The sequence below is a fragment of the Agathobacter rectalis ATCC 33656 genome, assembly GCF_000020605.1.
Lineage (GTDB): Bacteria > Bacillota > Clostridia > Lachnospirales > Lachnospiraceae > Roseburia > Roseburia rectalis.
In genome coordinates, this window is the sequence record NC_012781.1 from 1,154,105 (window position 1) to 1,178,479 (window position 24,375).

Sequence of the window (24,375 nt, forward strand, 5' to 3'; positions counted from 1 at the left end):
ATACTCTTCGGAATACAGGTTACATCGCCTTGGTGTTGGTAGCGCCAGGGCGATTTTTTATTATAAAGCTTTGTATAACGTAAAAGACCTCACATTTCTGTGAGGTCTTCAATAATAACTTAGATATTTTATAATGCCCTATAGGCAAGATATTTATTACTTAGTTATTATATGATATTATATGCCTCACGTCAACGATTCATTCAATTCTAATGAATTTAATTATAATCATGTATATTATGGCTGCCTATTTTTCCTCTTTGATATATAACATTATCGTTGTCTGTAATTTTAAATAGATCAAAACCTGTTTTATACAGTCTGAAATTTTCTTTTATATGTTCATTTAAATAGTTTTTCACACATGCCTTTGTCATATTTCCGAGTAAATCAAAATATATATCAACACATAAAAAATTTGATTTATCCCTATAAAAGAAATCAAATATCTTCTTTTCGTCATCAAAAATAATGAGTGAGGGAGGCAGTGATTTTGGCTGATCAAGGGTAAAACATATTTTATTAATTGGAATTATATATTTACAATCTAATTCTAGTTGCTTAATGATAGTGTTCAATTTTTCTAGTATACGCAAATATTCGGTTTGTGTTTCAAACAAAATAGGATAATAAAGTATATCTTTGCGATAGCGATGTATGGTCTTATCTGGATTTAGAGTATTTGTGTATTCTGTTCTATGTAATATATTTATTGAATCTTTTACAATTGGAATTTCACTGTTTATATATGGATTAGGTTTAGGTGTATTACAAATATCAAATGAAACAAATGGGCGTTCTAAGTAGCCTGAATAATTATTCCAATTAACCTTATTTTTTGGTGAAAATAATTTAGATAAAAAAGACATATAAAACCTCCTTAAAATTTTCTTCTCATTTCAACGACTTTACCAAGTATCTTTACAGGTGTAGTGTCTATTTCAGATTCAGTAAATCGCATAGGCTCATATACAGGATTCTGTGGTATGAGAGCAATCCCTTCTGCATATTTCTGCAATCGTTTGCAAGTTGCATCAGATCCATTAACCAAAGCTATGACAAGATCACCTGATTCGGCATCATCTGTCCGCTCTACGATAACTGTATCACCATCGTATAGTGTAGGTATCATGCTGTCACCTTTGATCAGCAGACCGAAGTAGTCACCTTTTGCAGCCATAGAGGGGGAAATCTCTATTTGTCCAATCACTTCCTCTACAGCTTCTTTGCCATATCCGGCAGCCACACGACCGAGTACTGGGATAGTGTAGCCGGATTCTATTGGCACAGTATCTATATTTAATTTCTTATCTTCTATTAAATCAGACTTATTTATATTAAAGTAATCAGCCAAAGCTTGTACTTTTCCCATTCGAGGAATGGCTATTCCTTTGCACCATGTATTAAAGGTTTGAGGAGATACGCCAATTGATTTGGCAATTTCAAGCTGTGTCTTTTCACTTTTTGCGATATAAGAATTAAGGTTTTCTGAAAAAATAGCTTTTTGCTTATCTTTAACCATTTTTATTTCCTCCTTATATATTGATAATACAATTAAATTTTATCACAGTCAACAAAAAAACAAAATAAATTGGATTTTGGTATTGACATCAAATTTAATTTGATATACTATAAGGACAACAAAAGGAAAGGAGCAATAAGTAAGTGAGTAAGTTACAGATAAGTTTAGCCGCCGCTAGAGTAAATGCTGAAATGACGCAAACAGAGGCAGCAAAGGCAATGAGTGTATCAAAAAATACTTTGGTTAATTGGGAAAAGGGAACATCAAAACCCTCTATTACACAAGCGAAAGAATTGGCGGCGATATATAAAATACCATTAGATTATATTTTTTTTGCTGATTAAATCAAATTAAATTTGATATAACGAAATAAAAAGGAAAAGATCATGTGGAAAATATTTTTTACTTACAGAGACAAGAGTAAATGCACTGTAAAAGGAAAAGGAATCATCACACCGGAGCTGGCAGTGAAATACTATTACCGGTACGGACTCTATGCTGCAGAGAGCATATATCAGCAGTACCCCAAGAAAGACCATGAGCCGGTCCCACTGGAAGAGAAGATGCGAGAGCTTGGTGTAGATGCAACAGAAATGAAGACTGCAGTGCTGCAGGCAGAAACGTTGCTGGACAGGATGCAGGAGAAAGGAGAGTGAGAAACGAGTGATGCTTATAAGTAAAATCCTCCGCCAACAGCTAGAACTATTAGCAGAGGAATCAAAAGATGTGTACCCAGCAATGAATACTCGGAGTAAAAATTCAAAAGCTATGGCACAGATCAGCAGGGAGCTATTCAAAAGAGAATGCTCTACCGCCATGCTGTTTATCGCATTTGGCTATTTTCTCATACGCATTGCGATACATGGAAAGTAGTTTCTCTGGCGAGTCCCCAGGCTTTGAGTTCTGTTTTACATAAAGTAAAGCAAGCTCTTCATATGTGGACATATATATTACCTCCTATTGCATACTCGGACGCTGCAACGTCCTGTAAGGAGAGTATACGACTGGAAAGCAGAAAAAGGCAAGATTTAATACACAGAATGCAGAGGAAAGGAGAGAGAAATGCTAAACATAATTCAAAATGATTTTAAAATCTCAGAAACAACATGTTTGGATGAGGATAAAGTCAATCTAGTTGTAGAAAGTGTAATTGAAACCATAAAAAAAGGACTCCCAGAGGAAGCCCAAACAGTAGAAGCACTTGAATTTATAACAGATCGGATTAAAGAGAGAGTGAAAGAAAAACGGATCGAGTTATAACTGCTTTTCAACTAAATCCTGCAGAGAGTATGAGATGCTGCGAAGTTCCTTGCCATCAGTAGCTGCTCTTACAAGTATTAAATCAGCATCTGCTTTTGGATTTATAGGATATGTATCATGGTATTCCTTTCCATTTCCAATATAAGTTATATCGAAATAAAATATTTCTTTCTGTGAACAGAATTCCCTTGCCTTAACATTGCATATAAATGATTGGCCGGGAGCAATATATGTTTCTGCAAAATTGGAAAATGGAATGTGATCACTTCGAAAAGAGAATGAAGTGATATCAGGAGAACATTTTATTGAAGATATAGTTGCTCCGGTTTGACCAAAATTCTTTATGACTAAGTAATATTGTGGCGATTGGAAATTTGTGGTTTTAGCGTATATGGCTACATAGGGACGTGATGTTTCATCAATCATTTTAGAGTTTTGTTTGAGTGTTAATACAGAAATGATTATAGCAATAATGCTTGTAATGAGAGATGCCAGTATACCAATTAATTGAATGACATCAGAAGGTGTTAAAGACATAAAAATACCTCACTTATATATTTACTCGGACGCTGCAACGTCCTGTAAGGAGAGTATACGACTGAAAGGCAGAGAAAAGCAAGATTTAATACACAGAATACAGAGGGAGGAAAGATCATGACAAAGGAAGAAACACTCACGCTTGAGAAGATCCTCACCAAGATAGATAAAGCAGGAGAGGCAGACTACAGGAAGAAGGAAGAATATAACAGATTCTGCATGAACACAAGGGAAGACTGGAACGAGGAACAGTATCAGATACTTAAGAGAGAGAAAACCCTCACAGAAGCAGCGTACCTTGCGAGTCTTGTCGAGCTCAAGGCAGAAGTGAAGAACATGCTGGCTCAATAGAAAATACAACCGGCAAGCCCGGGGATGAAAACAGAAAAAGGCAAGCGAACATGCAGTATAAGCATAGTATTTACCGGAGGTGATAACCATAGCACTCAAATATAGGATATTCGTTCACACTCTGGAAGATGATCAGATATATCGTTTTGACGATCTGACACAGGAACAGAAGAAAAAATTAGAACAAAAACTAATAGAACAAGTAGAAAATGTGCCATTGAGACTTGCGGAGGAGGCATAGACTGCATCTGCAGTCTCAGTGGACAAGCTTAAAAATGACAAATTAAATAATATACTTCTGGGCTTGATGGAGCACCGAAAATGCTATTTAACTCCTGTAAATTAAACTAAAACTTCCATCTATACATACGTAAACCTATTTTGTACATAAAATCGGTGCTCCGTCAAGCCTGGAAACGAACAGAAAGGACAGGACATGAAAAAAGGTGAAATTTTAATAACGACAGGCATAAGCTTCTTTCTCCTGTGTAGCATGGGCATAGACAGCCCGGTGCCACAGGGACAGATGCTTGTTATCGGAGGGATGCTCATATCAGTGTGCGTGGCGCTTTTGGGATTCTGGTTTGAATGGATCGAAAAAGGACAGCGCGAGAGCATCCAAAGGACAATGGAAATAAGGAGGGCGGGCAAGATTGCTGCAGAGGATACAAAAAGTACGCTCCCAGTTAGAAAGACAGAGCGCGGCCGCATACATAACAGAGACAGCGACAAAGAAAAAGCGCAGGAGAGAAGAGTCATTTGATGCCGTTTTGCAGGCAGAAATAGCAAAGCTCAAGGCCTCGAACAGAGGCTGATTTAAAACATTCTAAAGTATTAAAGTTAGGAAAAACTATGGCATACATCCAGGATACTTATTACCTGGGAGATTATATAGCGACTGAGATAAAGTTTATAGGAAGGAATGGAGCCAAGGGTGAGAGGAGAGCCAAGAAGATAAAAGCTACTCCCGAGCAGATGGCAAGGCAGAATCAGTGGACGAGGGAAAAGAAAGAGAAATACTTGATACTTGCTAACTTCCGTACAGGTGATGTATGGGTGACTCTCAAGTATCCAAGAGGGACAAGACCGGATGCAGAGAGAATCAAAAGGGACTGGAAAGTATTCACAACGGAAATGAGAAAGCTATACAAGAAGCTGGGCATTCCGTTTAAGTGGGTGAACCGCATGGAGATAGGCAGGTTCGGAGGCCCACATATACATTTCCTCTGCAATCGCGTGGACAACATCGACACACTCATAAAGGACACATGGCACAAGACCATTGCTGATCTGATTGTCCCGGGCAAGAACTACGTAAACATTGCTCCATATGATTCAGACGGAGCAAAGGAAGTGGCAGAATATCTGACCGCCAAGCCTGACAAGAAGGGTATAGATGGACAGCTCAATCTCTTCGGAGAGGAAGAGCAAAAGGTGTTCTGCAAGGTGAGCAGTTCAAGGAACCTAGTGAGACCGGAGCCTAAGCGCAAAAAGTACGCACACTGGACCATGGCAAGATTCTTCAAGGATGGCATCAAGCCGGATAAGGGCTACTACGTGATGCCGAACACCGTGAAGGTGGGCGTCAACAAGTGCACAGGCTATTCATACCTCTACTACATGCAGCGGACTATCTCAGACGGCAAATCCCCCGGAAACCGCATAAAGCCCCAATGGGAGGCAGATTATACACATTATGAAAAAAGTTAACGTATACATCTATTCAGGTATCAGAACAATTAAAAAAACAGACGGAGCAGCAGGCTATGTTCTGTCATACATGACCAAAAAAGACATCGAAGCAACATTGAGCAACATAGTCTATCTTGAGGATGTGACGCGTCACGAGGCAGAGCTTGAAGTCCTCAACCAGGCACTTTCAAGGCTCAACACAAAAGACATTGAGATAGACATATACACCGACTCAAGTTACCTTACATCAGCGCTGGATCTTGACTGGATACACAAGTGGCAGCAGTCAGGCTGGAAAAATTCCAAGGGCGAGCCGGTAAAGCATGCCGACAAATGGCAGAAAACGTTGATTTTACTCAATGGGACACGATTTTATATATACACGAATCAACACCATGAATACAGCAACTGGCTTAAAGACCAGTGCGAGAAGAAAGGACCGGAAGAAAATGGAAAATGAAGAACTGATTATGTTACCGGTGTCGGCAATATACCCACACCCGGACAATCCGCGAAAGGACGTGGGAGATGTAACTGAACTGGCTGCCTCCATCAAAAAGAGAGGCATACTGCAGAACCTTACAGTAATGCCGGGACACTGGCTCACAATGGATGAAATGGCAGCAGTCGTGGAAGCGTACACCGAAGACCCGACCGATGAGCTCAAGGAGCTGATCGAGACGAAGTGGAGCGAAGAAGGCTACACCACACTGATAGGACATCGCAGAACAGCAGCGGCAAAGCTTGCCGGTATCAGTGAAGCACCGTGCCGTATAGTATACGGACTCACCAAGAATGAACAGATATCCATGATGCTTGAGGAAAACATGCAGAGAAATGACCTCACGATATATGAACAGGCCGAGAGCTTCCAGCTCATGCTTGACCTGGGCGAGACTGTTGAAACACTTTCTGACAAGACAGGATTCTCAAAGAGCACCATATACCGCCGTCTGAATATCGCAAAGCTTGATCAGAAAGTGCTTAAGGAGAAAGAGAACGATGAATCATTTCAGCTCACGCTTAAGGATATGTATGAGTTGGAGAGAGTGGAGGATGTGGATGAAAGAAACAAGATTCTTTCACAGGCATCGAGCAGTGAAAACCTTAAGTACCGTATCGAACAAAGTGTTCGAGATGAAGAACGGGACAAAAAGGCACGTAAGATAATAGCCCAGCTCGAGGAGATGGGAGTGCAGCAGTGCGAAGATGATCTGTCATATTATAACTCTGATTATAAAACCATTACTACCGTAAATCCATGGAATCTAGATGAAGATGATGTGAAGGCGCCAGAGATAAAAGATACCACGGATGTATATTACACGTACAAAAAAGCTATTTATATAAAACGTAAAGTGAATACGGCAGCAGTTGAGGAAAGCGAGGAAGAGGACGAGACCGAACTTAAAAAAATAGTAAAACAGATTAAAGGTTATTCTGAAAAGCTAGGCGAGTATCAGGAAAATTTCTATGAACACTTTGAAGAGTTTATAGATATGGTGGTGCATGGAGATATAGAGGTCAAAGATAATATCGAGACAATACATACCCTCATGTTCATCGGATTACAGTTGGGATTTGAAGATTTTCAAATTGAGAATCTGTATGGAATCATAGATGAAAATTACGATGACTATGTTGAGGATGTTGCAGAAGAGGAGGAACGAATTAAAATCATCAAAAAGACAGCTAAGGAACTGCCGACAACAGTATATCTGTTATGTCTCATAAATGAGGCCTTAGAATGGGAACAATTTTACTCTGTGTGGAAACATGAACTTGACGAAGAAAAGGCCATGTTGTATATCAAGCTGATTACAGAAGTAAGGAAAATGGGATTTGTGCCGGATGATGATGAATTTAAGCTGATCAAGGGCACGCATCCACTGTTTGATAAGATAAAAGAACTGGAAGAACAGCGTAAAGCACTGTAGGAGGCACAATGAAGACAATCATGGATTTGTTTTATGAAACATACTCACCACGTCAAAAGTTTTATGGTCTCACAATGTCACTGAAAGAGACCGGAAGAGAACACACCATCAGAATCCGAAAAAGAGACAAGGAAGTAATAAAAGTGACCGAAGAGGACAGAACCCAGTGCTATCACAATGCCACAAAGGAGCTTATAAGGCGCTTCCCGATAGAACAGAAGACAGAAAGGGTGGGATAAATGGCAAAGTACACAAAATACCTTGAATTTTCCACAAAAGAACGTGTGGCAATCAAGGAAAGAGACAATTACAGATGCATATTCTGCCAGATAGGCTATAAGATGCCACCGGCAGCAGTCCTTGAGATGGACATAACAGATATCATGCACTACATACCACGCTCATCCATGGGACTCGGCATCAGGCAGAATGGAGCAGTCGGATGCAGGTACCACCATCATATGATGGACAACGGCAGCAGTGGAGACCGCAAAGAGATGCTTGAGATGTTTAAGAGCTATCTGGATGAGTTTTATCCTGATTTCACAGATCGGGACAGAAAATATGACAAATGGAGGTTCCTAAAAGATGAGTAAAGTAAATATATTTTCACAGGAGCTTAACCGGATGAGCAGAGAGCCAATAGGAGGCTTGTCGCTTAAACAGATAAGGCAGCAGGTTATAGATTATCTGCAGGGCAAGAGAACCGTCTGTGTAGATTATCGCAAAATGCGAGTGGATCAGCGTGGGCGCGAGGATGATGAGCCCACAGGCCAAGAGACGCTTGAAATAGTTGAGGTAATGAAAAACTTCACGGTAGTTAAAAGACACGGACTTAATACATGTATCATGCATCAGGACATGTTTTTAATCGCGGGAATAGGAGAATCAGAATGTTCATAGATTGCAGTAAGTTTGAAAAGGTTTTGAAAGCAGATTATAAATCGTGGGGCGTCAAGTTTGGTCTCACGAAAAAGGGGATGTATATTCTCCATGGCACAGGCTGGATAATAGAGGCGAATGCTTCATACGTCAACAAGGAGTTCCTTGGAACTGCCATAAAGGTATTAGGACCGGCACCGAAACCGGGCGAGTTTATCAAATATCAAAAGGGCAGCAGTCCACAGCATGAGATGGAGCTTGAACCAATGCTCTGGGATATGGTGGAAGAGTCAGATCCGGCTTATATATCACTTATCAAGATTATACAGAATGATAATGTGTATTCGGTCACAAAGACACCAAAAGGCGCCCGGCTGATAAATGATAAGCGCCTTGCAATGATAGCTCCATGCAAGTGCACAGAGGACGAGATACCACCATGCGCGCCTGTGGTGCATGATGCATGGCTGATAACATACAATGACGATATGGCCATAGGAATATGCTTCACAGATCCGGACTATAAACCGGAGCTTGAAGTTCTAAGACTTCTCTCCGGAGTAGATTTTTTCTGGCAAGAGTCAGAAGCCTACAGATTGGGTTGAAACACCTGCAGAAATGCAAAAGAAACCGGGCATGCGAATTAATTTATATCACGGAAACTGATTTGTAAGCCATTTAACACGTAAGGGAGCTGGGTAAGGGCTCCCTTTACCTCAGGAGGATGAGATAAGTGAATAGGAGAATAATATGTCAGGAATAGATTTAATAGTATATGGGATGCTCTTAACGTTCACCCTGATCGGAACAACAGAGTTTGTAATAGGGCTGCTATTGATTAGGGAATACGATAAGCTTCAGGAAGAAAAGGATAAGTAGCATGGCATGGTACGCGCTTTACAGATGGTACAAGAACTGGAGCAGAAGAAAATACCCCAATATGATTGATTGGTATTCAGAAAAACTGAATCCCCCAAAATGGATAAAATTAGATATATATCGATGCAGCAGTACAAACCCAAAGAGGACGAAACACAATGAACAGAAATGAATGCTTAAACTGTAAATATTACGAAAAATGCGGTAGACCAAGCAGACCGGTAAAGTGTATGGGCTACGAGAAAGGAGATAACAGGGATGAAACACTACGAGAAACCAGAAGACATGTCTCTTCCGCAGATTCTTGAAGATATCCACGACAGGATATGCGATGAATATTGCAAATGGCCATCGCAGTATCCGCTGGCAACGGATGACGAGGCATATAACAGAATGGGAGAAGAGCATTGCGATAAATGCCCGGTTCGAAGATTAACTTAGGAGGCAGCAGTTGAACAGCAGGACTTACAGCGGAGTAAAACCCATAGAACCTATAAGATGTGCATATGAACCTGATAAGGCCTGCACACCGGCATGTAAATACTACAAGACATGTATACACAGCGTACATAAGAAGTAGCAAAAAGCAGGACAAAATGATATAATGACGATAGATAGAGCCAAGAGCCATATACTAACCGAGAAATCGGCTGGTGTATGGCTCTTTTTCTTTACGGAGGGAAAAGATGTATAGAGAGACGAGAAACTACGAGAATATCCAGATAATGCGATTTCCGGGAGAGGGGAAATATGATATCCCGGCAATAAACCAAACACAATTCGAACAAGCTGACTTTATAGGATTTAATTATGCCAAAAGCGAGAAGCATCCGGAGAATAAAGCAGTACACTTCTTCCTGGACGATTATCAATTTAACCGGGTGTGGACATATCCGGACAGATACATAGAAATGCTTAGACGGTTCAGGTACGTGCTGTCACCTGATTTCAGCCTGTACACAGATTTCCCAATGGCAATGCAGATATATAACCATTATCGTAAGCATTGGATTGCACGTTACTGGCAGGAGAGCGGAATAAAGGTAATTCCGACAATATGCTGGAGCAGCAGTGAGTCATTTGAGTGGTGCTTTGATGGAGAGCCTACACAGAGCGTTGTAGCGATAAGCTCACTGGGAACACAAAACAGCAAAGAGAGAAAGAAAATATTCTTAGAGGGATACGAGGAAATGATAAAAAGACTGGATCCGGCGCAGATCATATTCTATGGCCGGGTACCGGAGGAATGTAAAGGCAATATAGTACACATAGAGAGCTTCAGTGAGAAGTTCCATAAAGCGGAGGTAGCACAATGGTAATGAATTTGCAGTATTTTGGAGGACGTGGCAGCAGTGGCGGTTTAGGTGGGACAGTTGCGATAACGAGGATGAAAGAACCGGACGAACACGGCAGGGCGACCAGAGAGAGTTTTTACATGACAGGTAAAAGAAATGTACTGATGAACTGGGATGAAGATGGAAATTATCATAAAAAACCTATAAAAACACAAGACGATGTGAGATTGAGCTTTAAGACAAGAGATGAAGCGGTCAAATATGCCAAGAAAAACGGGTATAAGTACATAAATCTCTAGGAAGGAGAGCATATGGATATAAACCTACAATATTTTGGCGGCAGAGGCGGCAGCAGTGGCATTGGTGGAGGATGGTCAAATACAGCACCTGGCGAAAAACAAGCCCGTTTTATGTACAATGGCGCCAAACGAAAGACCGGGGGAGAAGATGGATATATCAAAAACTCAAAGATGGAAAGCAAGTTGCATGACATTGACTCCGGAAAGCTAACCGGTGAACAATTTGCCAAGCAATTCACCACGAGAGAAGAACTTGAAAAGGCAGGCAACTATCTCATGGATAAGAGCATCGCCCTTAATTATAAAATACGTTCACTGAAAAACGCAGATGAGCTGAGAAAGAATCCGAAGCTATACAACGAAGCCAAGGCAACCAGGGAAGCAAGAAATGCACTTAACGAGCGTCGCAAAGAGGTGGCACCAGTAAAGGCGGAGAAAACTGTCAGGAAAGCAGATGATGAATACACATCGTCAAGGACATCAACATACGACAGGTGGTACAAGAAAAATCGTGATAATTTTGCATCATGGTATTTTGGAAGCAGTGGAAAACCAAAGTGATATAGACATACAGAAAGCGAGGTGAAGACGTGGAAAAATATGAGCAGGCAGAGCTGGATTACATAGCCGGAATGAAGTACAAAGAGATAGCGGAAAAGTACGAGACAAGCGTCAACACCGTGAAAAGCTGGAAGCAGAGATATAACTGGGTAAGAGAAAAGCGCAATAGTAGAGATGCAAAAAAAGAGTGTGCACACAAAAATAAAAAAGTGTGCATACAAAAAATCAAAGGTGCAGCAGTCTCTGATGAAACAGAAAAAGAACAGGTGTTCAATGATGCCGAAAATCCGGCATTAGATGAAAGAAAAAAATTATTTTGTCTTTTATACAGCCAGACATTCAATGCCACACAGAGCTATCAGAAGGCATATGGATGTTCCATGAATACAGCAAGAGCACATGGATATGAACTGTTGAAAAATGTGGAGGTAAAAAGTGAAATAGAGTATCTGACAGAGTTAAAGAGGCAGCAGTTGCTTGCAAAAGAGTCAGATTTTGTGGAGCTGCAGATGAGGATAGCGTTCGCGGATGCAGGAGATTATTACGCAATAAAGGGGGATAAAATCGTCTGGAAAGACTCAGATCAGACAGATACCCAGCTCGTGAGAGAGGCAAAAACAGTAAAAGGAGATATCAGCCTGAGCCTGTATGATAAGCAGAAAGCAATAGACTGGCTGACGAAGTACTTTCTCATGCATCCGGATGATAAATACAAAGCTGAGTTTGACAAGAAGCGGGCAGAGGTAAAGGATGATTCTGCCGAGCAGATACTGGCCAATATGCAGATAATAACGGATGTATTGAAAAATCCGGTACCAAACAGGAAGATAGAGGACTTGGAGGGGGATGAGGAGAGTGAACAGACCGGCACCACTGAGTGAAAGACAATATGAATATATGCAGAGGTGCATAAATAGCTGGTTTAACGTAGCAGAAGGTGGAAAAAGAGGCGGAAAAAACGTATTACAGACCCTGATATTCTGCAGTCTGCTGGAAACCCACAAGAATAAAATTCATTTAGTGGCAGGAGTATCAAGTGCCACGGCCAAGCTGAATATACTGGACTGTGATGGCTATGGACTGCTCAATTACTTCGAAGGCAGATGCAGAGAGGGCAAATACAAGGACAGGGACTGCGTATATGTCCAGACAAAGACCGGAGAGAAGATAGTGCTCGTGTCCGGAGGAGGAAAAGACGGAGATGAGAAGCTTATAAAGGGTAATACATATGGAATGGCATATGTCACAGAGGCAAACGAGTGTCATCAGAAATTTCTGAAAGAGGTATTTGACCGAACACTCTCCAGCACAGACCGTAAGATATTCCATGATCTGAACCCAAAGGAAGAGGAACACTGGTATTATACCGAAATACTGAAATTCCACGAGGAGCAGCAGGCGAATGATGAAAATTACGGATATAACTATGGACATTTCACCCTGGTAGATAACATGAGCATGTCTGATGAGAAAATCAGGACGGTCCTTAAAACATACCAAAAAGGCACTGTGTGGTACAAACGGGATATAAAAGGCGAGAGAGCTGTAGCAGAGGGCATTATATTCCGTAAATTTAAAGAGAACAATATCCCATATCTATGTGATGACTCAATACTGAAATATAACAAGGACGGAGAGCTGTTCCCAAGGCCGAGTAAGGTCATAATAGGCATGGACTTCGGAGGTAATGGATCCATGACCACAATGGTGTGTTCACTGTATTTTAGAGGGTATCACTTTATTTATCCTGTGGAAGAGGACTATCTGGAGCTGTCCCCGGATATAGATGCCAATAACATCTGTGACAAGTATATAGAGTTTTATCGCAGATGTGCAGCAAAGTATGAGCGTATAGACTGGACATTTCCGGACTCTGCCAGCACAACAATGATAAATTCGCTGCGAAGCGCAGCAAAAAAAGATGGGCTTCGGTATGATCATATAGCAGGATGCCGGAAGAATGAGATATCAGAGAGACCGAGAACTGTAGACCTCCTGCTCAATACTGGCAGAATGAAAGTGCATAAGAGGTGTGTGAACCTAAGAAAGGCAATAGGCACACTCAAGTGGGATGAGAAGCACCCCAACATCCCGGAGGATAAGAACATAGGAAACTGTAATGACTGGTGGGATGCACTGTGTTACACGATGCTTGATTTTATAGAGTATATAGACTTAGACAGATAAGGAGGAAATAGATGGAAAGCTGTGTTGAGGCAAAGATAAAGAAAATGGGATACAGGATAAATACAAAGCCGTACGGCTATATCAATGTGGCGAATATGTGGTACGGGAATGAGATAATAGACGATTTCCATAAAAGGACCACTATACAGGGAGAACAGTATGAGATAGAGCGTATGGGCTTTGCCAAGAGAGGATGTGCGGATGATGCAAACCTGTGTGAAATCATAAATATAAACATGGGTACGAAAGAGCAGACGGCAGCAGTCAACAAGATGCTGGATGATAACAGATTTAACGTGATGTACCGTAAACAGCTTGAGCATATGAGTGCGACAGGCACAGTGGCAGCATACATACGCTTGGAAGATGCCATATATCTTGATAACGGCAAGGCAACAGGCGGAAAAATCCGCATAACATACTGCTACGCTGAGAGCTATACACCTTTGTTGGTGGAAAATGATGATGTAATAGAGGCATGTTTCTCAGCGAATGACTATCAGGGAGATAAAAAGAGGACAACAATGGTCATGTTCACCAGAGGAGAGGACGGAAATTACCGTGCAGATACATTTGTGTTCGATGAGAATGGAGAAGAACTGTCGTCTTACTGGATCATACTGGGAGATGTAAAGCCGTTTGCAGTAATGAGGGTGGCAGAGGTCAATAATATCCGGTACATGGATGGATTTGGCTATCCAAAGGTGTACGGAGCAATACCGACACTAAAGAAAATAGATCTCTGCAACATGATACTGTCCACAGACCTTGAAAAGGGCGAAAAACTTGTGCTCACGAATGAGGCAATTGTAGGAATAGATCCTGAGACAGGCAAAATGAGACCAAAGAGCTCTCTTTTGAAGAAATTATTTGTATTCCTGGGCGAAAAGCTCCCGAATGCAAATAGCATAATACAGGAGTATAATCCGCAGATAAGAGTTGATGAGATTACAAAGTCATTTGAACTGTGCCTGAGCCTCTTTTCCATGACATTTGGTTTTGGCTCCAAAAAGTACACCTTCGAGAACGGACAGATTAAGACAGCAACGGAGTATATCGGAGAGCGTCAGGATGCAATGCAGGAGCTGAATAAACAGCGCAAAGAGGCAGTAGACTATATCACCGGCATAATAAGGGCTGTATTGTGGTTTTCCAATACGTTTCTTGAGACATCATACGACATAGATAAAGAGGTCTGCATAGATTTTGATGATTCATATGTCGAGGATAAGACCACACAGATGAGCAACATGAGAGCTGATGCAATGTCGTTCTCTGAGATACCTGAGTTTATGATCAGATACCTTATGATGAGCCTGAATATTGAAAGAGACGAGGCAGAGAAGATATTGGACAGCGCACAGGAGGAGCCGGATCCGGAAGAGGAGGACTAGGAGGTACTAAATGCTGACAGAGAACCAGTTGGAAATGCTTGGAGACAAAGGTGCTGCACTCATACAGGCATCTGAGCAGGATATAATAGCGGATATTGCCAGGCGAATCAAGAAGACAGGGCGATTCACAGAGACAGCAGAGCTTCAGGTCATGGCTTTAAGGCGGGCCGGATACGATACACAGAAAATCCGTGTTGAAGTCATGAGAATACTTAATGCAGACCCGGAATACAAAAAGATGGTGGCGAATGAGACCAAACAGTATAAAAGGAATGTCATGATAGCCATCAGGCAGATGGAGAGGGAAGCGGAAGAGGCAGGAGACCGGATAATAGCCGAAGCCGGAGACATGTCTTTTAACCGTGACCTGTATGCGTGGCATCAGGCCGGACAGACACTCACAAAGGATTCAAGCATAGTAAAGCTCATAGAGGAGATGAGCATAGCCACACAGGGCACGCTAAAGAACCTCACAAGGACAATGGGATTCAAAGGACCTCATGACTTTACCAGTCTTGAGAATGCATATATACGTACACTGGATAAAGCTCTGATGAATATGGTATCAGGTGGAATGAGCTATGATGCAGCAGTAGAACAGGCAGTTCGGGAGATGGCAAAGAGTGGTTTGAGAAGTGTAGACTATGCCAGCGGACGCACTTACCAGCTTGATACTGCAGTAAGAATGTGTGTAAGAACATCAGCTCACCAGCTTTCGGCCAGGATAAGCAACAGAAACTGTGATATTATGAACACGGACCTCGTGGAAGTGTCAAAACACTGGGGGGCACGTCCGTCACATGCCGTCTGGCAGGGTAAGATATACTCACGCTCCGGAAAGAATAAGAAATATCCACCATTCTCAGAGTGCCACTACGGAGAAGCAGACGGATTGTGCGGAGTAAACTGCCGTCATATATTCTATCCGTTTTTCGAGGGTATCAACGAACCAAACACATGGCCGGATGAACCGGAACCGAAAGAATATAACGGCAAAATGTACGATTATTACTCAGCCACACAGAAACAGAGGGCTATGGAGAGAGGGATAAGAGCCACCAAGAGAGAAGTTGAAGCCATGAGGTCCATAGGCGGAGAGACAGGAGACCTGCAGTCACAGATAAAGAAACAGGTGAAGGAATACCACAAGTTTTCCCACAAGATGGGAATAAGCCCGAAAGATAACAGGTTAAGGGTGGTAAAGGGCAGCAGTGACCTTAACAGGACGGAGACAATAAAAGCACATAATGCTACAAAAACAGAAACAACAGCTATTAAAAATAAGCTTGAAAATACTGCAAATGATGGTACAATGAAATTGAACCTGCAGTATTTTGCAGAGAAAGATATAGTAAATCAAAGCTCAAATTCTCTTAAAAGAGTGATTAGAAAGTATCAGACCGGTATAGCTGAACATGAAGATAAAATATCAAATCCACAAGCATATGTTTCGGACTGGGATAATAAAGACGAGAGAGAACAAAAAGGGCTGATTAAACACTGGAATAAAGAAATCAGAAATTTTAATCAATCTATAAATGATAGAATTAAAGAATTGAAAGACAGGGGGGATTATGATGAGTGATGAATTTAAATACATAGTTTCAAGAGTGCTGGATAATGCAAACGATGCAATATCAGAGGCAAAAGAAAATCCCGAAGATGATTTTTACAAAGGCAGGAAAATGGCTTATTATGAGGTATTAGACACCATTAAGAATGAGCTTAAAGCAAGAGATGCTGACTTAAAAGAGTTTGGTCTTGATATTGATTTGGAAAATGTAATTCTGTAATAGATATTATTAAGTCGGTAAGACAGAGATATCCGGAATATAAATGGAGGAAGCCGAAATGAAAAAACCCGAGATAGATTTTGAGAAGTTAAGAGCTGGTAAAGAGGTTATATGTCCAAAGTGCAAAACCGGAATATTTAGAACTGAACATGATCCAAAAACAACACATAATTTCAAGTGCGATAAGTGCGGAATGATGATAAATTTTGATTAACAAAGCTGCCAAAGGAGTAAAATAAAATACTCCGGGCATATAAAGTTGTTTGAATATTCAGGACAATGTGATATACTCAGACTAAGGGGTGAGTAAATGTCCACAGAAGAATATTGGTACAGGTGTCCTAAATGTGGATATCCGAAGATGATAAAGTATCGAAATGATACAAGGCTGAGGAATTTCCCGGGATACTGCAAGAGATGTAAAAAAGAATCAATTATCACAATAGAGCCAAGAGCCAAATAATTAGATCCAAGTGATTTAGTTATTTGGCTCTTTTTATATTTTAGCGGAAAGGTGCATCCTGAGGGCATGTCGGTACTTTTTTCAATCCGTTTTTTCAGCCGGCAGCAGTGCAATCCTGCTCTTTCCGATTCCCTACCGCAGAAAATGCGGTTAATAAATTATTTTAGGAGGATACCATGGAGAACATTTTTAAGATCATGAAAGACTTTGGCATAGAGATGCCGGAGGACAAGAAAAAGGACTTTGAGAAGTCTGTTCTTGAGAATTACAAGACAGTTAATGACTACAATAGGCAGGTTGAAAGCCTGAACCAGGCCAATGAGACCATCAAGGCCAATGATAATGCCATGAAAGACCTGCAGACCAAGCTGGATGCGTTCAAAGACGTGGATGTGACAGAACTCAATAAGACGATTGACGGCCTGAAAGCAGAAAACGTACGCATTGAGAAGGAATATAAAGACAAGGAAGCTCAGAGAGACTTTGATGATCTGATAAAAGATGCCATCACAGGCGCACATGGTAAGAATGCAAAGGCAATTACCGCATTACTGGATGTTGATACGCTTATGCAGTCAAAGAACCAGAAAGAGGACATTGCCGCAGCTATTAAGAAGCTCACAGAGGCAGAGGACAGTAAGATGCTGTTTGGAGAGCCTGAACCACAGGTTAAGGGAGGAGGAAATCCAATTGGAAATATTGGAGATGGCAGTCACCCGAATACCACAGATAGTATCTCAAGTGCCCTCAAAGAATATTACAAAAAGTAAAGGAGAAAGACTATGGCACTTACACTTGCAGAGGCAAAAGTCGGTTATGCCGATAAAATCGACCAGCAGGTAATTGACGAGTTTAGAAGAGACTCGGTATTACTTGATAAGCTTACATTTGACGATACCATTTCACCGACAGGTGGAAGTAATCTGGTATATGGATACCAGAGACTTGAGACACCATCAACAGCCGGTATCCGTCAGATCAACCAGGAATACACACCGAATGAGGCAAAGAGAACCAAACAGACAGCAAGCCCTGTTATTCTCGGCGGTTCATTTGAAATCGACCGTGTAATCGCTCAGACATCAGGAGCGATTAACGAGCTTGATTTCCAGATCAAGCAGAAAACGCTCGCAGGAGCGAACTATTTCCACAATCTTGTAATTAACGGAACATCTGCAGCGTCAGGAACAGGATATATTCCAAATACTTTCGACGGATTAAAGAAAATCCTTGCAGGAAAGTCGACAGAGGCTTCGACAGATGTAGATATTTCAACAACAGCAGCAATGAACAGCAATTATAACGCATTGCTTGATGAGCTTGATGCTTTTATCGCATTACTCGCTGCAAAGCCTGATATCCTTATGATGAACACAAAGATGCTCACAAAGATCAGGGCAGCAGCACGAAGAGCCGGATACTACGACAGAACAAAGAATGATTTCGGTAACTATGTAGAGACATATAACGGAATCGCTCTTTTAGATGCCGGACAGTACTATGACGGCGCAAAGACAGTGGATGTTGTAGACACAACTGCTCCAACAGAGTCAGCATATGGAACAACAAGCATCTATGCCGCAAAGCTTGGTCTTGACGCTTTCCATGGTATTTCAGTGGATGGCTCAAAGATGCTTAAGACATATCTTCCTGATCTTTCAGCTCCTGGAGCAGTAAAGAAGGGTGAGGTAGAGCTTATTGCCGGAGCTGTCCTCAAAAACAGCAAGATGGCCGGTAAGTTATCAGGTATCAAGATTCTCGACAAGAAAGCAGCGTAAAAAGAAGGGAGCTATAATATGTCAATTATCAATTGGGAGTATTACAGCTCCCATTTTCCTACAGTGGTACCGCAGAGACAGTTTGAAGCTGTCGAGGCACAGGCAGAAGCAGAATACAACAGGATTGCAAAGCCGTATATGCAGATTCCAAAGGAGCGGGCACAGGACACAGTATTTAAGCTGTGCAATTTCCTTTGGACAAATCAGCCTGCAGTCGCAGGCAGAGCAGTAACATCCGTGAATAATAACGGATATTCTGAATCATATGCCATCACAAACCCCGAACAGGTGCAGCAGTCCATAGATGAAATCATCTACAAGGGCATAGGAACCAGATTGGCAGGTGCATTTTAGTGAATGACAAGACCATAACAGTTTACAACGCACATAAGGGCAGTGACGGAAAAGATATCTGGAAGAGAACAGTGATATATGGAGTAGAGTACCATTACTCTTCTGACAGGACGGTAAGCCAGAGCGGGGCAGTCATTTACACACCGATTCTGACGGTTATTGTGCCGGATACAGCCGATTTTGGAACAAAGGCATATATTGATGCAGTGGAATACTCAAAGCTCTCTGTAGACGAAATAGAGGGCTATTTCACATTTAACCCAAGAGGGAACAAAGATATCATAGTTGCCGGAGAGTGCTTCAAAGAAATATCACAGGAGTACAAGATATCACAGCTTCAGGCAGATTATCAGAAATCAGGCACGATAATATCACTCTCAGACAATACAGAGGGTGATTTGCTCAAGCATTACAAGGTGGTGTGCAGATAGTGGGTGGAACATTTAAATTTGCTTTATCAATGAAAGACTGGCCGTCACACTTAAAGACCGTGGAAAAATATGGCATAGATACAAACGGACCGGTGCAGCAGTATATTGATTCAGAGTGTTTGAGAAGAATGGATCCGTTCGTACCGTTTGATACAGGTGCACTCAGAGACAACGGAGTTCTTAATACAACTATTGGAAGCGGTGAAATTGTCTACAATATGCCGTATGCGAGAAAGCAGTACTATATACCGATGCACCATCAGGGAGGCCGTACAGCATACTGGTTTGAGCATATGATGAATGGTGGTGGACGCGAGAAGATACTGAAAGGAGCACAGAAGATTGCCGAACAGATGGGAGACCACTAAAACGATAGGTCAATGCCTCACAGAGTACCTGAAAAGGTATGAGGGCATGGATTTTTCAGATATCCTCACGGACTTCATAAAGTCACCTGAGGGTGATATAAGCGCATACAGCCTGTACAAGACACCGGAACGAAGCGAGACTGAGTTCCAGGACGGAAGCAGACAGATAACAGAGTACTATAACCTCTTTGCAAGGAGACCTACACAGGAAGACGATGTGAGAATAGAGAATAACGCGTCACTGGATGAGTTTTCAGAGTGGATTGAGGAAAAAGAGCTTGAAGAGGACTATCCCGAACTGCCTGAGGGCATGACGGCACTCGAGATAGGCATATCAGACTCGGCATCCATCACATCACAGGAGGATACGAGTGCTATTTATCAGGTAACAATAAAATTAACATATTTGAAAGAGAGGTAAAGCGATGCCAGAAGCAGCAAAGACAGCCTTGGAGCTGGTAAAAAAACATAAAATTGCATTATTTCTTTATAACGGCACAAAGTACGTCAGAATCAAGAAATCTGACGCTCTCACGCTGTCGATGAACCCGGTTGAAACAGAATATGACTATATTGCTGACGAGTCACCGACTACAGAGGTGGAGGATTATAAGCCATCTATTGACCAGAACCTGGTTATGTACAAAGGCTCTGAAGACTATGAGATGATGTGGCCGTATTATTACGAGCGCAGAACCGGAGATGCTGCACACACAAAGTGTATGATTGTTTTCATGCAGGAACCGGGAACAGATGGAGGATACAAAGCCTGGGAGACAGACAGCACTATCTCAATGCAGGATTTGGCAGCAGTTGACAAGAAGCTTGATTTTAAGATCATCTTCGGCGGTGGAATCACAAACGGAACAGCCACCATGACGGACGGCACACCGACATTCACAGCAGATAAATAAAGAAAGGGTGAAAAAACATGGAATACACATTACAGATTCATAACAGGGAGTACGAGCTTCCGAAAAAGACTCTTGCAGTAGAGGAGAAGATTGAAAAAATCAAGAAGCTCTGCAGGGATTCAAAAATCACCACCAGAACACAGTATGAAAATAAGCTTAATTTCATTACTGAAATGGTGGGGGAAGACAACGCAAAGGAAATCTTCGAGTCTAACGACATCTCAAATATCGCGGAGATGGACTTGGGCGAGATAGATGCCGCATACAGAGGTGTTCTTGACGGATTTGCAAGGCCCGACAGGGAAGCAGTCGCGAAAGAAAACCTTAAGGTGCTCGGAAACCCTATGATTCAGCAGATGTTAAACATCGCAGAGGGCATGGACAAGCTTCAGGGAGCCCTCAAAGAAAATGATTAATATAACAAGTAAAGCTCTGCCGGATGCCATCGTGGTTGGTGGCAGAGCTTTTTTAATAAAGACAGATTACAGGGTATGGATCAGATTCACACAGGATTTTAAAGCGTGGAAGAAAATGGGATACAAGGGAGCCATGAATATTAAATATCTGTTTGAAGACGATATCCCGGCATTTTCAGAGACTGATGATTATTCAGGAATCCTTGAATTTGCTTTTCCGCAGAATGTAGTGCCGCATTACGAACGTGATAATGGTGAAGATGTATTGTTTTACGACATAGACGGAGATTACATCTATGCTGCATTCATGCAGGCATATCACATAGACCTTATTTCTACGGATATGCACTGGCACAAGTTTATTGCACTCATGAATGGACTTCCTGACAGCACAAGGCTGTCGGCTATCATGGGGTACCGTGCATATACAGGCGAGAAAATAAAAGACGAGGCGCAGATGTATCGTGCACTCAAAGATGCCTGGATGCCTCCATATGAGGAGACAGAGGAAGAGAAAGCTGCAGATGAAGAGTTTGAGAAATACTTCGAAGGATAGATAGAGCCGGAGCCTTAGAGCCAGAGCCTTAAGAAAGGAGCTGGCAATGAGCGACCCAAAATTAATAATTAAAACACTGCTGGACAACAGCCAGCTTAAGTCCGGATTATCGGACATGAACAGCATGGTATCCGGTGCATCGGCCAAGGTTGGAACCTTTGCAAAGGTAGGGGCGGCAGCAGTCGGAACTGCAGTCACAGCAGGTACCACGGCGGCGGCTGCACTGGTAAAGAAGTCAGTGGAAGGATATGCAACCTTTGAGCAGATGGTCGGAGGAGTTGAGACACTGTTTGGAGCAGGCGGACAGAGCATGGAAGAATATGCACAGTCCACAGGCAAGACAGTGGGAGAGATAGAGAGTAAGTATAACTCCCTGATGACAGCACAGACCACTATGCTCAACAATGCCAACAACGCATACAAGACTGCAGGCCTTTCAGCCAATAATTACATGGAGACTGTAACAAGCTTCAGTGCAAGCCTTATACAGTCACTTGGAGGAGATACTGAAAAAGCCGCAAATTATGCAGACAGAGCTATCACGGATATGTCAGATAACTCTAACAAGCTGGGTACTAACATGCATGATATCCAGAATGCATACCAGGGCTTTGCAAAGCAGAACTATACCATGCTTGACAACTTAAAGCTTGGATATGGCGGTACACAGGAAGAAATGAAGCGACTCATCAAGGATGCTTCACAGATGACTGATGTACAGCAGAAACTTGGTGTGACTGTAGATGAAAGCAGTCTGTCGTTTGGAAATATCGTAAATGCCATTTCTGTAATGCAGGAGAGCTTAGGTATTGCCGGTACCACATCAAAAGAAGCTGCAACCACTATTGAGGGTTCGTTGAACAGTGCAAAAGCAGCGTGGGAGAACCTTGTTGTTGGAATGGCAGACGATAATGCAGATTTTGATACACTTGTACAGAATTTCGTTGATACTGCATCCACAGCTGTTGAGAACATGCTTCCTCGTATAGAGATAGCACTAACAGGACTGGGACAACTGATAGAGAAACTGCTTCCAGTCATAGTACAGAAGGTACCGGAGATTATAATGCAGACTCTTCCGGGACTGATAAACGCGGGAATACAGATGGTATCGGCACTGGGACAGGGACTGATGCAGTATCTTCCGGAGCTGATTTCGTATGCTACACAGCTTGTGGTACAGCTTGTACAGGGGCTGGTGTCAGCACTGCCAAAGATTGTTGAGTTTGCTTCACAGCTTATCGAGACAATAGTTACATCACTGATAAATGCAGCACCGGATCTTATAGAGGCCGGCAAAGAACTCATAGAGTTTCTTGTAAACGGAATTGCTGAAAATCTGCCAAACATAGTCCAGACAATTACAGACCTGATTTCAAATATTAATTCTTTCTGGGCGGAGAACGGTCCGGAGTTTATCAAATGGGGAACCGACCTACTCAGCAACTTGATAGACGGAATCATACAGGCCGTGCCGGTATTACTGCAGAATCTGCCGGGAATTATCCAGTCCATGGTAGCGGGGCTGTTAAATAATGGCCCAGTACTCATTGAGTGTGGTCTTAAACTTCTGTTGCAACTTATTGAGGGAATTTTATCATGCATACCGGATATACTGGCAGCAATACCGCAGATAATAGCCGCGATAGTTGAAGCTTTTGTTAATTACGATTGGCTTGGACTGGGAGCCGAGGTTATAAATTTTGTGAAGGATGGAATGGGAGAAAGCTGGGACAACATAGTTGCTTTCTTCACAGAAACCATACCAAACTTTATCCAGTCGATATTTGACTGGTTTAATGAACTTCCCGGAAAACTCCTAGAGTGGGGACAGAACGTATACACAACAGTTACAACGGCTATATCAGACATGATAACTGCAGCAGTTGGGTTCATATCGGAACTTCCGGATAAAATAGCTTACTGGATAGGCTTTGCGCTTGGCAAGGTTGTAGAATGGGGCTCTAACATGAGAGAAAAAGGAAAAGCAGCCGCAAAAGGACTGTTCGATTCGGTAGTCAACGGACTTGCAAATCTCCCGAACAAAATTATGAGTACAGGAAAAAATATAGTATCAGGTCTTTGGAAAGGCATCAAAGGAGCATGGAGTGGACTGACAAAGAAAGTCAGCAACCTCGCAGGAAAACTGTTACAAGGATTCAAGGATGCGCTTGGCATCCACTCTCCGTCACGTAAATTTAAGTGGGTTGGAGAAATGTGCGTAGCCGGCATGGATGAACCTATAGCAGACTACAATCCTTACGATACGCTTAATAAGTCTATTAAGGCAAATGAATCTACCATGAAAGCAAACTTTGTGGGAAGCGGTTCATACGCGGCCACATACAATGCGGTATATGACTATGATGCGCAGGCACAGGCTACAGCAAGGGCACTAAAAGGCATGAGTGTAAATATTGATGGCAAGAGAGCAGGAAAGATTATAGCACCTCACGTAGATGCTGCATTGGGCGATTTTGCAACAGTGAGAACATAAGGAGAGTAT

General features: G+C 42.1%; 38 protein-coding genes. 34 read left to right on the forward strand and 4 right to left on the reverse strand.

The window, feature by feature from the left end; all coding sequences use genetic code 11:
- Positions 1-218: 218 nt before the first annotated feature.
- On the reverse strand, positions 219-869 hold the full coding sequence (locus EUBREC_RS05600) for a hypothetical protein (protein ID WP_012742116.1): 651 nt from the start codon (positions 867-869) through the stop codon (positions 219-221).
- Between the two features lie 11 nt (positions 870-880).
- Entirely contained in the window at positions 881-1,522 is a 642-nt protein-coding gene (locus EUBREC_RS05605) for a LexA family protein (protein WP_012742117.1), read from the reverse strand.
- 143 nt (positions 1,523-1,665) lie between these two features.
- Between EUBREC_RS05605 and EUBREC_RS05610 the strand changes: the two genes are divergently transcribed.
- Both EUBREC_RS05610 and EUBREC_RS05615 read left to right on the forward strand, forming a co-directional pair.
- On the forward strand, positions 1,666-1,866 hold the full coding sequence (locus EUBREC_RS05610; protein WP_012742118.1) for a helix-turn-helix transcriptional regulator: 201 nt from the start codon (positions 1,666-1,668) through the stop codon (positions 1,864-1,866).
- Between the two features lie 42 nt (positions 1,867-1,908).
- On the forward strand, positions 1,909-2,178 hold the full coding sequence (locus EUBREC_RS05615) for a hypothetical protein (RefSeq protein WP_012742119.1): 270 nt from the start codon (positions 1,909-1,911) through the stop codon (positions 2,176-2,178).
- Between the two features lie 133 nt (positions 2,179-2,311).
- Here EUBREC_RS05615 and EUBREC_RS17700 read toward each other — a convergent pair whose 3' ends face one another.
- On the reverse strand, positions 2,312-2,467 hold the full coding sequence (locus EUBREC_RS17700) for a hypothetical protein (protein ID WP_167527323.1): 156 nt from the start codon (positions 2,465-2,467) through the stop codon (positions 2,312-2,314).
- 117 nt (positions 2,468-2,584) lie between these two features.
- Here EUBREC_RS17700 and EUBREC_RS05620 point away from each other — a divergent pair, with 117 nt between their 5' ends.
- Positions 2,585-2,782, forward strand: coding sequence for a hypothetical protein (locus tag EUBREC_RS05620; protein WP_012742122.1), 198 nt, complete (start codon positions 2,585-2,587; stop codon positions 2,780-2,782).
- Here EUBREC_RS05620 and EUBREC_RS16590 read toward each other — a convergent pair.
- Complete coding sequence (locus EUBREC_RS16590; protein ID WP_012742123.1) at positions 2,777-3,319, reverse strand: hypothetical protein; 543 nt, start codon at positions 3,317-3,319, stop codon at positions 2,777-2,779. The genes EUBREC_RS05620 and EUBREC_RS16590 overlap by 6 nt on opposite strands.
- A 117-nt stretch (positions 3,320-3,436) precedes the next feature.
- On the opposite strand from EUBREC_RS16590, the gene EUBREC_RS05630 reads away from it, so the two are divergent.
- From EUBREC_RS05630 to EUBREC_RS17270, 31 genes are all read left to right on the forward strand, one after another.
- Entirely contained in the window at positions 3,437-3,670 is a 234-nt protein-coding gene (locus EUBREC_RS05630; protein WP_012742124.1) for a hypothetical protein, read from the forward strand.
- A gap of 436 nt (positions 3,671-4,106) precedes the next feature.
- On the forward strand, positions 4,107-4,433 hold the full coding sequence (locus EUBREC_RS05635) for a hypothetical protein (RefSeq protein WP_012742126.1): 327 nt from the start codon (positions 4,107-4,109) through the stop codon (positions 4,431-4,433).
- A gap of 89 nt (positions 4,434-4,522) precedes the next feature.
- Positions 4,523-5,380, forward strand: coding sequence for a rolling circle replication-associated protein (locus tag EUBREC_RS05640; RefSeq protein WP_012742127.1), 858 nt, complete (start codon positions 4,523-4,525; stop codon positions 5,378-5,380).
- A complete protein-coding gene (locus EUBREC_RS16595) occupies positions 5,367-5,822 on the forward strand; it encodes a ribonuclease HI (RefSeq protein WP_012742128.1) in 456 nt (151 codons plus the stop codon). Before EUBREC_RS05640 ends, EUBREC_RS16595 begins: the two co-directional genes overlap by 14 nt.
- Complete coding sequence (locus EUBREC_RS16600; RefSeq protein ID WP_167527324.1) at positions 5,758-7,299, forward strand: ParB/RepB/Spo0J family partition protein; 1,542 nt, start codon at positions 5,758-5,760, stop codon at positions 7,297-7,299. The genes EUBREC_RS16595 and EUBREC_RS16600 overlap by 65 nt, the downstream gene beginning before the upstream one ends.
- A gap of 8 nt (positions 7,300-7,307) precedes the next feature.
- A complete protein-coding gene (locus EUBREC_RS05655; protein WP_012742130.1) occupies positions 7,308-7,538 on the forward strand; it encodes a hypothetical protein in 231 nt (76 codons plus the stop codon).
- Positions 7,539-7,895 carry a hypothetical protein gene (locus tag EUBREC_RS05660; RefSeq protein WP_012742131.1) on the forward strand — a complete coding sequence of 119 codons (357 nt, stop codon included), beginning with the start codon at positions 7,539-7,541 and terminating at the stop codon, positions 7,893-7,895.
- Positions 7,888-8,202 (forward strand): hypothetical protein, encoded by a 315-nt coding sequence (locus EUBREC_RS05665; protein WP_012742132.1) that lies wholly within the window; start codon positions 7,888-7,890, stop codon positions 8,200-8,202. The genes EUBREC_RS05660 and EUBREC_RS05665 overlap by 8 nt, the downstream gene beginning before the upstream one ends.
- A complete protein-coding gene (locus tag EUBREC_RS05670) occupies positions 8,193-8,786 on the forward strand; it encodes a hypothetical protein (RefSeq protein ID WP_012742133.1) in 594 nt (197 codons plus the stop codon). Before EUBREC_RS05665 ends, EUBREC_RS05670 begins: the two co-directional genes overlap by 10 nt.
- A gap of 145 nt (positions 8,787-8,931) precedes the next feature.
- Positions 8,932-9,060 (forward strand): hypothetical protein, encoded by a 129-nt coding sequence (locus EUBREC_RS17940; protein ID WP_012742134.1) that lies wholly within the window; start codon positions 8,932-8,934, stop codon positions 9,058-9,060.
- A gap of 258 nt (positions 9,061-9,318) precedes the next feature.
- Positions 9,319-9,501, forward strand: coding sequence for a hypothetical protein (locus EUBREC_RS05675; RefSeq protein ID WP_012742137.1), 183 nt, complete (start codon positions 9,319-9,321; stop codon positions 9,499-9,501).
- A 245-nt stretch (positions 9,502-9,746) separates the two neighbouring features.
- Complete coding sequence (locus EUBREC_RS05680; protein WP_012742139.1) at positions 9,747-10,379, forward strand: DUF4417 domain-containing protein; 633 nt, start codon at positions 9,747-9,749, stop codon at positions 10,377-10,379.
- Positions 10,373-10,654 (forward strand): keratin type I cytoskeletal 10, encoded by a 282-nt coding sequence (locus EUBREC_RS05685; RefSeq protein WP_012742140.1) that lies wholly within the window; start codon positions 10,373-10,375, stop codon positions 10,652-10,654. The genes EUBREC_RS05680 and EUBREC_RS05685 overlap by 7 nt, the downstream gene beginning before the upstream one ends.
- A gap of 12 nt (positions 10,655-10,666) precedes the next feature.
- Complete coding sequence (locus EUBREC_RS05690; protein WP_012742141.1) at positions 10,667-11,215, forward strand: hypothetical protein; 549 nt, start codon at positions 10,667-10,669, stop codon at positions 11,213-11,215.
- Positions 11,216-11,244: 29 nt separating this feature from the next.
- Positions 11,245-12,096 (forward strand): terminase small subunit, encoded by an 852-nt coding sequence (locus tag EUBREC_RS16605; protein WP_012742142.1) that lies wholly within the window; start codon positions 11,245-11,247, stop codon positions 12,094-12,096.
- Positions 12,071-13,402 (forward strand): phage terminase large subunit, encoded by a 1,332-nt coding sequence (locus EUBREC_RS05700; RefSeq protein WP_167527325.1) that lies wholly within the window; start codon positions 12,071-12,073, stop codon positions 13,400-13,402. The genes EUBREC_RS16605 and EUBREC_RS05700 overlap by 26 nt, the downstream gene beginning before the upstream one ends.
- Before the next feature lie 11 nt (positions 13,403-13,413).
- On the forward strand, positions 13,414-14,796 hold the full coding sequence (locus EUBREC_RS05705; protein WP_012742144.1) for a phage portal protein: 1,383 nt from the start codon (positions 13,414-13,416) through the stop codon (positions 14,794-14,796).
- Positions 14,797-14,806: 10 nt separating this feature from the next.
- Positions 14,807-16,381, forward strand: a complete 1,575-nt coding sequence (locus EUBREC_RS05710) for a phage minor capsid protein (protein ID WP_012742145.1) — start codon at positions 14,807-14,809, stop codon at positions 16,379-16,381.
- The gene (locus tag EUBREC_RS05715) at positions 16,371-16,589 is read left to right on the forward strand and encodes a hypothetical protein (RefSeq protein WP_012742146.1); all 219 of its coding nucleotides are present in this window, start codon (positions 16,371-16,373) and stop codon (positions 16,587-16,589) included. Before EUBREC_RS05710 ends, EUBREC_RS05715 begins: the two co-directional genes overlap by 11 nt.
- A 58-nt stretch (positions 16,590-16,647) precedes the next feature.
- Complete coding sequence (locus EUBREC_RS17705; protein ID WP_167527326.1) at positions 16,648-16,803, forward strand: hypothetical protein; 156 nt, start codon at positions 16,648-16,650, stop codon at positions 16,801-16,803.
- Positions 16,804-16,950: 147 nt separating this feature from the next.
- Positions 16,951-17,052 carry a cysteine-rich KTR domain-containing protein gene (locus EUBREC_RS18155; protein WP_408629360.1) on the forward strand — a complete coding sequence of 34 codons (102 nt, stop codon included), beginning with the start codon at positions 16,951-16,953 and terminating at the stop codon, positions 17,050-17,052.
- A gap of 176 nt (positions 17,053-17,228) precedes the next feature.
- Complete coding sequence (locus EUBREC_RS05720; RefSeq protein WP_012742149.1) at positions 17,229-17,822, forward strand: phage scaffolding protein; 594 nt, start codon at positions 17,229-17,231, stop codon at positions 17,820-17,822.
- A 12-nt stretch (positions 17,823-17,834) separates the two neighbouring features.
- On the forward strand, positions 17,835-18,830 hold the full coding sequence (locus EUBREC_RS05725) for a major capsid protein (RefSeq protein WP_012742150.1): 996 nt from the start codon (positions 17,835-17,837) through the stop codon (positions 18,828-18,830).
- A gap of 18 nt (positions 18,831-18,848) precedes the next feature.
- The gene (locus EUBREC_RS05730; protein WP_012742151.1) at positions 18,849-19,184 is read left to right on the forward strand and encodes a hypothetical protein; all 336 of its coding nucleotides are present in this window, start codon (positions 18,849-18,851) and stop codon (positions 19,182-19,184) included.
- Positions 19,184-19,615 (forward strand): hypothetical protein, encoded by a 432-nt coding sequence (locus tag EUBREC_RS05735; RefSeq protein WP_012742152.1) that lies wholly within the window; start codon positions 19,184-19,186, stop codon positions 19,613-19,615. The genes EUBREC_RS05730 and EUBREC_RS05735 overlap by 1 nt, the downstream gene beginning before the upstream one ends.
- Positions 19,615-19,983, forward strand: a complete 369-nt coding sequence (locus EUBREC_RS05740) for a minor capsid protein (protein WP_049757226.1) — start codon at positions 19,615-19,617, stop codon at positions 19,981-19,983. The genes EUBREC_RS05735 and EUBREC_RS05740 overlap by 1 nt, the downstream gene beginning before the upstream one ends.
- Positions 19,958-20,404 (forward strand): hypothetical protein, encoded by a 447-nt coding sequence (locus tag EUBREC_RS05745; protein ID WP_041253968.1) that lies wholly within the window; start codon positions 19,958-19,960, stop codon positions 20,402-20,404. Before EUBREC_RS05740 ends, EUBREC_RS05745 begins: the two co-directional genes overlap by 26 nt.
- A gap of 4 nt (positions 20,405-20,408) precedes the next feature.
- Positions 20,409-20,897 carry a hypothetical protein gene (locus EUBREC_RS05750; RefSeq protein WP_012742155.1) on the forward strand — a complete coding sequence of 163 codons (489 nt, stop codon included), beginning with the start codon at positions 20,409-20,411 and terminating at the stop codon, positions 20,895-20,897.
- Between the two features lie 17 nt (positions 20,898-20,914).
- Positions 20,915-21,313, forward strand: coding sequence for a hypothetical protein (locus EUBREC_RS05755; RefSeq protein ID WP_012742156.1), 399 nt, complete (start codon positions 20,915-20,917; stop codon positions 21,311-21,313).
- On the forward strand, positions 21,306-21,869 hold the full coding sequence (locus tag EUBREC_RS05760; RefSeq protein ID WP_012742157.1) for a Gp15 family bacteriophage protein: 564 nt from the start codon (positions 21,306-21,308) through the stop codon (positions 21,867-21,869). The genes EUBREC_RS05755 and EUBREC_RS05760 overlap by 8 nt, the downstream gene beginning before the upstream one ends.
- 46 nt (positions 21,870-21,915) lie before the next feature.
- Positions 21,916-24,366: a phage tail protein gene (locus tag EUBREC_RS17270; protein ID WP_012742158.1), complete on the forward strand. Its 2,451-nt coding sequence runs from the start codon at positions 21,916-21,918 to the stop codon at positions 24,364-24,366.
- Positions 24,367-24,375 lie beyond the last annotated feature (9 nt).